This is a genomic window from Mucilaginibacter sp. SG538B, assembly GCF_013376065.1.
Lineage (GTDB): Bacteria > Bacteroidota > Bacteroidia > Sphingobacteriales > Sphingobacteriaceae > Mucilaginibacter > Mucilaginibacter rubeus.
The window spans coordinates 1-1,941 of record NZ_JABMJI010000019.1; the positions used below are offsets into that span (position 1 = coordinate 1).

Annotated in this window: 2 protein-coding genes; both read left to right on the forward strand. The window is 40.6% G+C overall.

Translation table 11 applies throughout. The features are described 5' to 3' along the window. On the forward strand, positions 1–267 hold a 267-nt coding region (locus FHW88_RS29955), incomplete at its 5' end, for a phosphopantetheine-binding protein (protein WP_176629134.1). A 25-nt stretch (positions 268–292) separates the two neighbouring features. After that, positions 293–1,941 (forward strand): condensation domain-containing protein (locus tag FHW88_RS29960; RefSeq protein WP_255485498.1); only part of this gene is annotated, 1,649 nt, incomplete at its 3' end.

A 1,941-nucleotide genomic window follows, 5' to 3' on the forward strand; every position in this document is an offset into this window, starting at 1 on the left:
AATTCAACAGAGGCGCAGTTAGCCGGGATCTGGAAAAAAGTATTGGATATACACACCGTGGGGGTTCATGATAATTTCTTTGAACTGGGCGGACATTCTATTGCATTGATGCGAATTATTCCGCTGATTTACCTGGAGTTCAATATTAAGGTATCTGTGAGGACCTTATTTGAATTAAACACGATTGAAGCAATTGCCAGATTTATTACAATTAATCAAAATTACGAACCAGCTGAATTAGCAGATTTTGAGGAAATAAAACTCTGATCAGTTAATCACTAAGTAGGGAAAAATGTCTTATAACAACTTAATTGAAATTATAGATCTAATTCAGAGAGCCGAAGCGGCGGGGTGGAAAATAACATACCGCAATCATGAACTGGCCGTCCAGGTACCTAAAAATAAAAAGGCCGAACCTGAGTTGTTACATAAATTAAAACAGGAAAAGGAAAGGCTTATTCAATACTTTGAAGAACATGTTTCATTTGAAGAAAAGCACGCAAATGTCCCGCCTATCAAGAGAAGAGAATCAGATGAAGATCTCCCACTATCTTATAGTCAAGAAAGGCTTTGGTTCATAGATCAATTTGAAGGTAGCGTTCAATACCACATCCCTGCGGTATTCCGGATAAAGGGGGAAGTTAATAGAGCATTGATTGAGAATGCACTAAGGAATATTATTGACAGACATGAAATATTACGTACAATTATAGCAGAAAAAAATGGGACAGGTTTTCAAAAAATATTAGAAAAAGGGCATTGGAACTTACTTTATACCAAACTTGAGCAGGCGCAGCCAAATATAGATTTGTCTTCCTATGTACAAGACCGGATAAATTCCCCATTTGATCTCTCTGCCGATCACATGATGCGGGCTGAACTACTCGCGATTGCCCCGGATAATCATATATTAATTATAACTTTTCATCATATCGCGGTGGACGGATGGTCGGTCTCCCTGATTGTTGAAGAATTCCGCAAGTACTGGGAAGCATTCATCACTGGTCAACCGACTAACATCAAACCACCGGAAATTCAATATGCCGATTATGCAGTCTGGCAGCGTAACTATTTCACCGGAGAGGTATTGGATCGGAAACTTTCCTATTGGAAAGAGAAATTACGGGAGGTAGAAATTTTAAATTTACCTTTTGATTTCCCCCGAACTGACAATTACAAAATCAGAGGCACTTCTTTCCGTCACAGACTACCGGAGGCTTTAAGGAACGAACTTCATTCACTTTCGGTAAAGCATGGGGCAACCTTATTTATGACTCTTCTTGCCGCATTTAAAGTATTACTTTTCAGGTACAACAATCAGGAAGACATAAGTATCGGTACTCCGGTAGCAAACCGAACCCAGCCGGAGACGGAACATCTTATAGGCTTCTTTGTCAATATGATAGTATTAAGAAGCTTTCTCAAACCGGATGTTACATTCTCCGATTTTCTCCAGCAGGTAAAGAAAACTGTCCTTGAAGGTTATGAGCATCAAGATGTGCCTTACGAAAAGGTAGTCGCATCTTTGAACAGCGGCCAGGGAGCAGGTCGTTCGCCTTTGATTCAGACGATATTTGGTCTGCAAAATAGTTCTCAGCAGCCGGAACTTACCCTGCCAGATTTAGATCTTTATCCGGAAGATTATTTAAGTACAGTCGCACAGTTCGATCTCGATATTTCTATAACGGAACATGGCAATGAGTTAGTAATGCATGTTCAATTCAATAGAGACTTGTTTTCATCGGCAAAAATAGCAGCCTTATGTGGTCATTATGAGACGATATTAGGAGCCCTTACTAAGGATGCATCCCAGAATATCGGCGATATCAATTTATTGAATGAAAGAGAACAGGATGAGCTATTAACCCGCTTCCAGGGAGCTGACGTTGACTACCCCCGCGGGGAAACCATCGTAACCCTGTTCGCCGAACAGGTCCGGCT